This is a genomic window from Haloarcula terrestris, from assembly GCF_031624315.1.
GTDB lineage: Archaea > Halobacteriota > Halobacteria > Halobacteriales > Haloarculaceae > Haloarcula > Haloarcula terrestris.
Genome location: NZ_JAMQOM010000004.1, coordinates 537,102 through 546,503, shown reverse-complemented (window position 1 = coordinate 546,503; position 9,402 = coordinate 537,102). Strand labels below are relative to the sequence as shown.

Sequence of the window (9,402 nt, the reverse complement as noted above, 5' to 3'; positions counted from 1 at the left end):
CTGATTTAGACTTAGCGACCGTAACACGGGTGAAGAGGCGGATTTCGGATGTCAAACCAATCTGTCTCTTCGCTTTCTACCAAGATAACGCAGTCGTAGCTGTCGCGGCTAGCGAAACTACAGAGCCGAAATATCGATACCAAGATGCCGAGGCCTGGCACCAACGTACTCGTACTATTTGTCGTAGTTTCTGTTATCGGTGTCTTGCTGCAAATTGAAGCAGGGGACCATACGCAGGCCCTTGCCTGGACGATGATTTCTGTGGCTCTCTTTATCGGGATGTGGAAGCACAAAGCGGGCGAAGTTGGGTAGGGAACGGGTAGGGAACTCTCTGAAAGGCCTAGAGAAGGCAGACACGTAGACGCACTACCAAGCCAGTACGAAAGGGGAGTTCTGCTGATTTCAGAGCCGCGAGAAGCCACTTACAGCAAGTCTGGGGATGCTGTGGAGCAGTCCAGAGATGAGGTCACAGGTCGATCGCCATCATCACTTCGTCGGCATACTCGTCAGCGAACTTGTAGTGGTCCTCGCGGACAGCTTCGGTATCCCAGCCGTGGGTTTCGAGGAACTCGATGGCGTCCTCGTTCGTCGAGGGGACAGAGTTGTACAGCTTCTCGTAGCCGTTCGAGGCCGCCCACTCGGTGCCCCGGGCGAGCAGCTGGGAGCCGATGCCGTGGCCCCGGTACTGTTCGAGGACGCCCAGCGTCAGCTCCGCCGTGTGGCTGAGCTTCGCGACCTCCGGGTGCTTGAGGTGGACCCAGCCGACCACGTCGTCGTCGATGCAGGCGACGAAGAAGATGCGCGATTCCAGTTCGTTGTGCCGGAGCAGGACACCCTCCGAGTCCACCACGTCGGCGACAGTCTCGGCGTCGACGTACTCCCCGCCGCCGATGGCGGCTCGAATAGCTCCGACGAGACCAGTCAGGTCTTCCTGACGGGCCTGCCGAATCGAGAACTCGATATCGTCGGCCTCGAACTCCTCCTCGACAGTGTCGTTGTAGGCGATGCGGAGTTCGCCGTCGATCTCTTCCAGTACCCCGTCGCGTTTGAGTATCGCCACGTGGTGGCCGAACGGTCGCGGGTCCATCTGTAGCGACCGCCGGGCGGCGCTCGGCTCAACCGACCCGTGCGATTCGACGTACTCGTAGATGTCCCGTCGGTCCTCGTGGTCGAACTGCAGCGGCTCTGTTAGCTCCATGGTATCTGTTACCACGAGACAGTACTTAGTCTTTTATCAAAAACCATGTACTTCATAGTAGAGAGTCGCTACCGCTCCGGAACGCCGGTCAGCAGTGCTGCCACGTCCCGAGCGTTGTGCGTATCGACGAGTAGTTCTGCGGCTGCTCTGATCGAGTAGGTGCCGTCTAATGCCACGCCGTAGCAGGCACCGTAGCAGTCCAGCCAGTCGTTCATCGCGCCCTCCAGTCGCTCGAACTCCGCGTCGGAGAAGCGGACCCACGACTCGCCGGTCCGGCCCTCACAGTACAGCGCAACGGTGGGGCCGAACCCTTCTCGAAGAATCTCCATCGCGCGCTCCTCGTCCGGCGGGTCGGGGTCCAGCGACTCCCGGGCCTGCTCGGCCCGGCGCGAGAGCGACTGAATCCGGTCGCGGTACTGGTGGCTCATCGGGACGTTTCAGCCCTGGTTGAACTCCACGCCTTTCCCGCCGGCGGGATGTTCCCACTCGGTGTCGGCGACGATGGCGCAGGTCCCGCACTCGACGCAGGGCTGTGTGTCGAGGCTCACGAGGTGTTCCTTGCGCCCGTTGGTCTGGACCATCTCGTCGCGGTAGCAGCCGCCGCCGAAGTCCTCGGCGCTGACCGGACAAGCCGTGACGGCAGTGCCAGAGGCTTCGAAGGACTTGTTGACGAGTTCGATGTGGGGGTCGCCCACGTCGTAGGTCAGGTCGCCGATACGGTCGGCCAGGTCCGGCGGTGAGACCGTGTTCTCCTCGGTCACCGGCTCGCCCAGTTCCTCGGCGATGACCGTCGGCAGCGTCACGTAGGGCAGTTTCGTGTCGGGGATCATCGACACCATGCGGGGCGATGAGTACGCCCGTTCGAGCAGTCCGGCCGCCGCGCGAACCCCGAACCGGCCGACGGCGGACTCGGCGATGACGTTTGAGAGGTCATCGACGGGACCGACTTCGCCGACCCGTCCGAACACCTTGTATCCGGTCGGCCGGAGCTTGTCCATCACGCCCTCGTCGTGGAGCTTTTTCTCGTACAGTTCGCCGGCCTGCGACGTGTCCCCGCGTGCCCGGGCGTCGGCGAACGCCTCGGCGGCCAGCGCCCCGGCGGTGACGGCGTGGTTCATCCCCTTGATGATCGGACCCTGAGCCTGCATCTGGCCGGCGGCGTCGCCGACCAGCACGAGGCGGTCCTCGTGTGGCGAGGGATGGGCGGCCTTCTTCGAGTCCGGGACCAGTTTCGCGCTGTACTCGCGCTCGTCGTACTCGTCGCCGAGCCACTGGGCCATGAGCGGATGGGTAAGCAGGCTATCAAGCAGTTCGTGGGGCTCGGCCCGTTCCGCGGCGAGAGAGTCGAGGTGGAAGACAGTGCCGATAGACAGCGAGGACTCGTTGGTGTAGAGGAAGCCGCCGCCCCGGACGCCGTCGAACAGATCGCCCGAGAACAGGTGAGCAGCGCCGTCGTCGGGAGCCACGTCGAAGCGGTCGTTGATGAGTTCGGGCTCCATGTCGACGACCGCTTTGACGCCCTGGAACCACTCTTCGGGGTCTTCCCAGTCCATCAGCCCGGCGTCACGAGCGAGTTCGGAGTTGACGCCGTCGGCCGCCACGACGAGATCGGCCTTGATCGGGTCCAGTTCCTCAGTCGTCACACCGACGATTTCCCCCCGTTCGCGGAGCAGGCCGGTGACGTGGACCTCAGTCAGCAAGCCGCCGCCGGTCTCACGGGTTCGCTCGTGGACCTGCTGGGCGAGCCAGGAGTCCATCTTCCGGCGGAGCACGGCATCGGCCCACGCCGTGTCGTGGTGGTGCAGGTCGCCGATGTCGAAGGACTTCACCTTGTCGCCGGCGATGTTGTGGATGTAGTTCTCGGTGACCGGCCGCTCCGTCGCTTCCTCGCGGAAATCGGGGAACAGCCCGTCGATGGTGTAGGGGGCCGACTCCTCGGCGTAGATGAGCCCGCCCGAGACGTTCTTCGAGCCGGCGTCGACGCCGCGTTCGAGCACCAGCGTCTCGACGCCGTTTCGCGCGAGCGTCGCCGCCGCGGCGGCCCCGCCCGGGCCACAGCCGACGACGACCGCCTCGTACTCCTCGACAGCGTCAGTCATCGCTTGCCTCCATCATCGCGCCGAGTTCACCGGTTTCGACCGCCTCGGTCAACTGCGGGAGCACCTCGAACAGGTCGCCCTCGATGAGGTAGTCCGAGAAGTCGCGGATGTCGGCGTCCGGGTCGGTGTTGATAGCGATGATGGTGTCGGACTCGTCACAGCCGACCTTGTGCTGGATCGCGCCGGAGATGCCCGCCGCGATGTACACGTCCGGCTCGACCGCCTGTCCCGACTCGCCGATCTGGCGCTCCTCGGTGACGTACTGCTCGACGTGGCCGTCGAAGGAGTACGAGGAAGTGATGACGCCACGAGAGAGGCCCAGGTCGGCGTCGTCGAAGGCGTCCACCAAGTCAATCGCCTGTTCGATGCCCCGCGTCGGGTCGTCGCCGATACCACGACCCACGGCGACGATAACGTCGTTTCCGGTGAGATCGACGCCGCCGGAGAGGCGGTCGAACTCCTCGACCTCGACGTTGAACCAGTCGTCGTCGAGGGCCATCTCGTAGTCGACGACCTCGCCGTTGCGCTCGAAGTCCGGGTCGGGCATCTCGAAGCTTCCCGGAATCACCGACGCCCCTTGCGGGTGGAAGTCCCGGTTGGGCTTGTCGATACAGAGGATCGTCGAGTACTCGAAGCCGGAGAAGTCCGGTCGCTTCATGTGCAGCACCCGTTCGAACTCCTTCTTGTCGCCGGCGGTGCCGACTTTCGCGGGATTGGATATCATCGCGTTCTCGATGTATAGCCCGGAACAGTCGGAGGCCAGCCCGGAGTCGAGTTCACCCTGAACGAGCGCCGAGAGGTCCCGGCCGTTGTTCGTCGCCGGGAAGACGGTGTAGCGCGGTTCGTGGTATTCCTTCCATTCGACGGACTCGCGGCCCTCGGCGGCGAGTTCGCCGCCGGCGCGGGCCATGTCACAGAAAATCTCGGTGTAGGGCTGGTGGCGGAACCGTCCTAAACGGGGGTCCTCGTGATACACCACCAGGTCCGCGCCGTAGGCGATGACATCCTCGACGTGGTCGCTGGCGTCAGCGCCGATGAGGACGGCGACGACGCGCTCGCTCTCATCGTACTCGTCGTTGTAGGCGTCCATCAGTTCCCGGGCCTTCCCGAGCATCTCCTTCGAGACATCGACGAGTTCGCCGGCCTGGGTCTCGCAGTACACCCACATGTCCCGATACTCCGCGCCGACAGTTCCCTCGACCCACTGCTTGTCGTTGGTCGGGTGGTCGAGGTCTGGGTACTTCTCTTCGGGCGGGACGTACTCGACCGCAGTCGCTTCCTCGCCCTCAGCTTCCTTCGTCCCTTCGACAGACTCGATACGGCTCTCGATCTGTGATTTCGCCGTCTTCCTGTCTTCGCCCGCCTTTTCGCGTTCGAGCAGGTCCCGGAGCACGTCGGCGTCATCGACCTCTCGCACCATGTTCGCCACATCCGCGACAGTGAGGTCGGAGAGGTCGACGGTTTCCGGGTCGATTTCGCCGTCGTCTTCCGATTCGACTTTGTCGATGCGGTCCTCGATGAGCGTCTTGACCGGGACTCGGTTCTCGTCGCTTTCCTCCAGATCCAGCATCGCCCGGAGTTCGTCGGCGTCGTCGATGTCCTTGATTTTCGGTCCGAGTTCGGCGATTTCGTGGTCTGTGGGGTCGATTTCGGGCATGGTCAGTCACCCGCCGCGTAGGGTGTCAGTTCGTCGAGTACCGGTTCCAGTGCCTCGCTCTCGTCGGCCTCGATCATCGTCGCCTCCCGTTCGGAGGGGGCTTTCGGAATCGGGTCGACCCCGGAGACGATGGTCGGGGAGCCGTCCAGGCCGATGTAGTCCGGGTCGAGATTGAGGTCCTCGTGGTCCCAGACCGTGAGGTAATCCTCGTACGCTTCGGCCCGCTGCTGGGTCTCCTCGCGGAGGTCCTTGTGTTTCAGCCGGTGGCTGGCCTTCCGATAGGTCGGTTCGAACTCGGGGTCGGCGACGATGAAACACGGCATCGGCGCTTTGACCGTCTCGATCTCGGAGATGTCGCCGTCGACCAACCGCTTCGCCCGAACGGTGCCGGCGTCCTCGTCGATGTCCAGCGAGAGAACGTGGGTGATTATCGGCCAGTCCAGACACCAGCAGGTCTGTGGACCGGTGTGGCCGGTCTCGCCGTCGGCCGTCTTGAACCCGGCAAACACCAGGTCGGGCTGGTCGTCCAGTTTCTGCAGGCCGGTGGCGACGGTCATTGCGGTGGCCCAGGTGTCCGCCGCGCCCATCTCGCGGTCCGAGAGGAGATACAGGTCGTCGGCGTACACGTCACGCATCCCCTCCTGTAAGACCTCTTCGTACCCCGGCGGCCCCATGCTCAGCAGCGAGACGTGGCCGCCGTTGCGGACTTTCGTCTGGAACGCCGCACGGAGCGCGTGCTTGTCGTTGGGGTTCATCACCGTCGGTGTCTTCCCCCGTTCGAGGTGCCCGTCCTCGTCGAACGATACCTGTCCCTCGCGGAAGTCCGGAACGCCCTTTGTCATGACGACTGTGTGCATATGTATCACGACCCTCGTGAGTGTATGTCACACAAGAAACGATAATAAATGTATGTTTACAATTCTGTGTGATAGGTCGAGGGCGATAGTCCAAGTGCGGTGGAATCCGGACAGCACTCAGGAAGCCGTCGATCTAGTCGCTACGGACCGGTTATCTATCAGATAGAGAATACGGTAACCGCGCGGAAACAGCAGCTTCTCGGGGTCTAGATACGACCGGCACGGCCCGGGTCCACGTCGATGGCGTCGACCGGGCACACGTCGACACAGAGCATGCAGTCGATGCACTGGTCCTCGTGAGCGGGGTCGGCTTTGATCTCGCTTTCCGGGTGGTCCGGCGTGTCGACCCACTCGAACACGTCGACAGGGCAGTCCTCTAGGCACGCACCGTCGGCGATGCAGATGTCGAAGTCGACGGCGACGTGTGTCCCGTGAATGCCCAGTTCCTCGGGCTCGTCGACCGGTCCCCAGACATCGTGTCCGTCGTGCTGTTCGACAACGTCGCGGTTCTCCTCGAACTCAGGATCTATGGCCATTGGTATCTTATCTCACTTTTGCGAGCTACTTAACGTTTCGACCTGTGCGTCAGAACCCCGGGCCGTCGCGGCGATCCGGGCCGTTCGGGTCCCTGCCGTCTATCGGTCCAGGGCCGTCGATACCGTCGCCTGGTCCCGGTAGGTCGCCACCGGACAGGCTGGCGGTTTCGGCTGCATCGGCCGCTTCCGCCGCATCCGCGCCGGCAGTACCCACTCCCCGGAAAAACTCGACGGTCCGCTCGTACACGTCGTCGTAGTGCGCCCCGTGGAACGGGAACCCGTGATCGGCGGGGACGGTCTCGTGAACCACGTCGGTCATCGGCCCGAGCGCGTCGGCCAGCAGTTCGGACTGGGACGGCGGTACGACACTATCCTCAGTTCCGTGGAGCAACAGCGTCGGCGGCGCGTCGGTATCCACCTGTGCGACGGGAGATGCGAGTTCGTAGGCTGCTGGTTCCTCGTCGGGCCCGCCACCGAGATACGCTCTGTGGGTCTCGCCATCTTCGGCGTCGGTGGCAGTGTCGATGGCGTGGAAGTCGTAGACGCCAGCGTAGCCGACGACAGCCGACAGGGCCGAGGACGCGCCGGGATACAGTTCGGGTTCGAACCCGGGCTCGTCCGCCGTCAGCGCGGCCAGGACAACGAGATTCGCCCCTGCCGAGTGGCCGATGCCGACGATCTGGTCGGTATCCGCGCCGTAGCCCTCGCCCTCCGTTCTGGCCCACTCGATGGCGGCCTTCACGTCGACCAGCGCCGCCGGGAACGTCCACGCCGGCGCGAGGCGGTACTGTGGCTCGATGACGAGGAAGCCGTCCGCCGCGAGGTCGAGCGCGTGCCGGGCGAACTCGCCCTTGTCGCCGAACGTGAACGCGCCGCCGCGGACGAGGACAGCGACCGGTTTCGGGCCGTTGGTCGCCGGCGAGTCGTACAGGTCGAGCGTCAGCGTCTCGCCGTCCACCTCGTGAAACGGGATGTCGCGCTGGACTGTCACCGACTCGGGAGCGCGGTCTGTCACGGTTGTCAGTCGGGCGGTCACCGGCTTAAGCCCGACGCTATTCGCTCTCGACTCCCCCGGAGTCGGGGGTGAACGCCGTGGTGTCAGGGGTGGGCGAAGTACGCGACGGACTCCGTGTCTGAGTCCTCGGCAATATCATCGAAGCGGGCGAAGCCGATGCGTTCGAACTGAACCACGTCGTCAGCCTCGTAGCCGAGCACTCCGGGTTCGGCGATGCCCGATACGTCGCCGTCCATCGTCCGCAGGCGAAGGACTGGGCCATCGGCGGGAGCCCAGTGAATCACGTCGACTCCCTCCTCGCGGACGGCGTCGATGTCGTCGCCGGTGTATTCGAAGGCGTCGCGGGTGTGGCGCACGCAGCCGTACCCCTTGAGCCAGATGCGCTCGCCGTGGGCCGGCAGGTCGTCGCCCTCGACAGCGACCCCGCCAGCCACCGGAATCTCGCGGCGGCCACGCTCCTCGAAGTCCGGGTGCAGCGGCGGTTCGCCGGCGTCCGGACCGCCGACGATCTGGCGCTCGACAAGGCTCCCGTGGTCGTCGGTGTCCCGGACGAAGAACGCCCGGTCCGAGTCGTCGTCGATCAGATCGCGGTTGTTCGAGTAGATCGACGACATCGCCAGGTCGACGTTGGACGTGGAGGTCCCGAGTTCGATCATCGCATCGACGACGGCCTCGCCGCGGATGCCGCGCCGTTCGAGGCTGGCGACGGTCGGCGCTCGGGGATCATCCCAGCCCGCCAGGTCGCCGTCCGCGATGAGTTCGGCAATGCTCGACGTGGAGAGGGGAACGTCGTAGGCGTCGACTTGGACGTGGCCCCAGTGGATGACCTCGGGGTACTCCCAGTCGAAGTAGTCGTAGACGAACCCCTGGCGCTTTGCGGAGTCCTGCAGGTCGATGCCGCGGATGATGTGCGTGACGCCCAGCAGGTGGTCGTCGAGCCCGCTCTGGAAGTCCAGCATCGGCCAGCAGCGGTACTCTTCGGCCGCCTCTCGCGGATGGGGCGTGTCGACCATCCGGAAGGCGACGAAGTCCCGCAACGCGGGGTTCTTGTGGGTGATATCGGTCCGGACCCGCAGCACCATCTCGCCGCTGTCGTAGTCGCCATCGACCATCGCCTCGAACTCAGAGCGCGTGGTCTCGGCGTCCTTCTCACGGTGGGGACAGGCCTCGCCGTTGTTCTTCAGGTCGGAGAACTCACCCTGCGGACACGAGCAGGTGTAGGCCCCGCCCTTCTCGATGAGCTCGCGGGCGTACTCGTAGTAGATCTCGACCCGGTCGCTGGCGTTGACCACGTCGTCCGGTTCGAAGCCCAGATAGTCGATAGCGTCCAGAATCGCGTCGTAGGCGTCGAGATCCGGGCGCTTCGTCTCAGGGTCGGTGTCGTCGAACCGGCAGATGAACTCCCCGTCGTAGCGCTCCTTGTACGTGCCGACGACAGCGGCCATCCGCGCGTGGCCGATGTGCCACGGGCCGTTGGGGTTGGGCGCGACCCGCATTCGAACGGTGTCGTACTCGTCGGCGTTGGGCAGGTCCGGCAGCGGGTGGTCTTCGCCCTCGTCTTCACTTTCCAGTTCTTCGAGTTTCTCCGGGGCGAGTTCGGCAAGGCGCTCGCGGCGCTCATCGGCATCCATGCCGTTGACCCGCTCGACGACCGGCGCGATGACGCCCGGGATCTCGTCGCCGTGCTCGCGGAACTCGGGGTTCTCGCCCATGAGCGGCCCCATTATCGCCCCAACCTGTGCCTCGCTGTCGTGTTTGACCGCGTTGAGGAGGGCGTTCGTCTCCGCCGCCTCCCTGATTCGGTCTCGCAGCTCGTCGTCCATTACCGGGACCTGCGACTGGGAGGGTCAAAACGCCGTCGGACCACCTTTTTCATCGTCGCCTTTCCTCGCTCGCTTTGCTCGCTGCGGGACGGTTCTCTGCTCACGGGCGCTTCGCGCCCGTTCGCATGGTCAGCGGGACCGATGGCCCCCCTCGACTCGAAAAACGTGGTCTTGCTGAGTGGAGTCGTTCGAGGGGCGCTTGCGCCCCTCGTGATGA

The 9,402-nt window shown here is 64.5% G+C and carries 8 protein-coding genes; all 8 read right to left on the bottom strand.

The window, feature by feature from the left end; all coding sequences use genetic code 11:
• Positions 1-466: 466 nt before the first annotated feature.
• The 8 genes from NDI54_RS13070 to NDI54_RS13035 all read right to left on the bottom strand — a co-directional run bounded on the left by NDI54_RS13070 (position 467) and on the right by NDI54_RS13035 (position 9,185).
• Positions 467-1,198 carry a GNAT family N-acetyltransferase gene (locus tag NDI54_RS13070; RefSeq protein ID WP_310896870.1) on the bottom strand — a complete coding sequence of 244 codons (732 nt, stop codon included), beginning with the start codon at positions 1,196-1,198 and terminating at the stop codon, positions 467-469.
• A 68-nt stretch (positions 1,199-1,266) separates the two neighbouring features.
• A complete protein-coding gene (locus NDI54_RS13065) occupies positions 1,267-1,626 on the bottom strand; it encodes a hypothetical protein (protein ID WP_310896869.1) in 360 nt (119 codons plus the stop codon).
• 9 nt (positions 1,627-1,635) lie between these two features.
• A complete protein-coding gene (locus NDI54_RS13060; protein WP_310896868.1) occupies positions 1,636-3,297 on the bottom strand; it encodes an FAD-dependent monooxygenase in 1,662 nt (553 codons plus the stop codon).
• Positions 3,290-4,954 carry an electron transfer flavoprotein subunit alpha/FixB family protein gene (locus NDI54_RS13055; protein WP_310896867.1) on the bottom strand — a complete coding sequence of 555 codons (1,665 nt, stop codon included), beginning with the start codon at positions 4,952-4,954 and terminating at the stop codon, positions 3,290-3,292. The genes NDI54_RS13060 and NDI54_RS13055 overlap by 8 nt, the downstream gene beginning before the upstream one ends.
• 2 nt (positions 4,955-4,956) lie before the next feature.
• On the bottom strand, positions 4,957-5,811 hold the full coding sequence (locus tag NDI54_RS13050; protein ID WP_310896866.1) for an electron transfer flavoprotein subunit beta/FixA family protein: 855 nt from the start codon (positions 5,809-5,811) through the stop codon (positions 4,957-4,959).
• A 206-nt stretch (positions 5,812-6,017) separates the two neighbouring features.
• On the bottom strand, positions 6,018-6,347 hold the full coding sequence (locus NDI54_RS13045) for a 4Fe-4S dicluster domain-containing protein (RefSeq protein ID WP_004516778.1): 330 nt from the start codon (positions 6,345-6,347) through the stop codon (positions 6,018-6,020).
• A gap of 49 nt (positions 6,348-6,396) precedes the next feature.
• Positions 6,397-7,362, bottom strand: coding sequence for an alpha/beta hydrolase (locus NDI54_RS13040; protein WP_310896865.1), 966 nt, complete (start codon positions 7,360-7,362; stop codon positions 6,397-6,399).
• Positions 7,363-7,445: 83 nt separating this feature from the next.
• Entirely contained in the window at positions 7,446-9,185 is a 1,740-nt protein-coding gene (locus tag NDI54_RS13035) for a glutamate--tRNA ligase (protein ID WP_310896864.1), read from the bottom strand.
• Positions 9,186-9,402: the final 217 nt, after the last annotated feature.

Bases quoted from the DNA above. Each gene is read 5' to 3' on its own strand.
- NDI54_RS13070 (WP_310896870.1), bottom strand. From the start codon at position 1,198: ATGGAGCTAACAGAGCCGCTGCAGTTCGACCACGAGGACCGACGGGAC.
- NDI54_RS13065 (WP_310896869.1), bottom strand. From the start codon at position 1,626: ATGAGCCACCAGTACCGCGACCGGATTCAGTCGCTCTCGCGCCGGGCC.
- NDI54_RS13060 (WP_310896868.1), bottom strand. From the start codon at position 3,297: ATGACTGACGCTGTCGAGGAGTACGAGGCGGTCGTCGTCGGCTGTGGC.
- NDI54_RS13055 (WP_310896867.1), bottom strand. From the start codon at position 4,954: ATGCCCGAAATCGACCCCACAGACCACGAAATCGCCGAACTCGGACCG.
- NDI54_RS13050 (WP_310896866.1), bottom strand. From the start codon at position 5,811: ATGCACACAGTCGTCATGACAAAGGGCGTTCCGGACTTCCGCGAGGGA.
- NDI54_RS13045 (WP_004516778.1), bottom strand. From the start codon at position 6,347: ATGGCCATAGATCCTGAGTTCGAGGAGAACCGCGACGTTGTCGAACAG.
- NDI54_RS13035 (WP_310896864.1), bottom strand. From the start codon at position 9,185: ATGGACGACGAGCTGCGAGACCGAATCAGGGAGGCGGCGGAGACGAAC.